The following is a 253-nucleotide window of genomic DNA, read 5'->3' on the forward strand; positions in this document are numbered from 1 at the left end:
GCCTTCAGACCGCCGCCCAGATCTTCCGTGCCGCGCAGGCCGAAACGCGAGCCTTGCATGACGCCGCTGGACAGGTTGTACAGGTGCTTGCCACCCGAGTTGGTGTTGATGTTGAAGCCTTCGTCAATGATACCGTACAGGGTCACGCTGCTCTGAGCATGTGCGACGCCTGCGAATGCGCCCAGTGCTGCGAGAGCGAGAAGCGACTTTTTCATCGAATGATCTCCAAGGATTACGAATCTTTTTTACAAGG

Annotated in this window: 1 protein-coding gene; it reads right to left on the minus strand. The window is 56.5% G+C overall.

Annotated features, from left to right (window positions below):
• The coding region (locus SB822_RS59020) for a porin (protein WP_410859365.1) at positions 1-215 on the minus strand (215 nt) is incomplete at its 3' end.
• Positions 216-253 lie beyond the last annotated feature (38 nt).

It is taken from the genome of Paraburkholderia sp. SIMBA_054 (assembly GCF_046534875.1).
In the GTDB taxonomy this organism is placed as follows: domain Bacteria; phylum Pseudomonadota; class Gammaproteobacteria; order Burkholderiales; family Burkholderiaceae; genus Paraburkholderia; species Paraburkholderia hospita.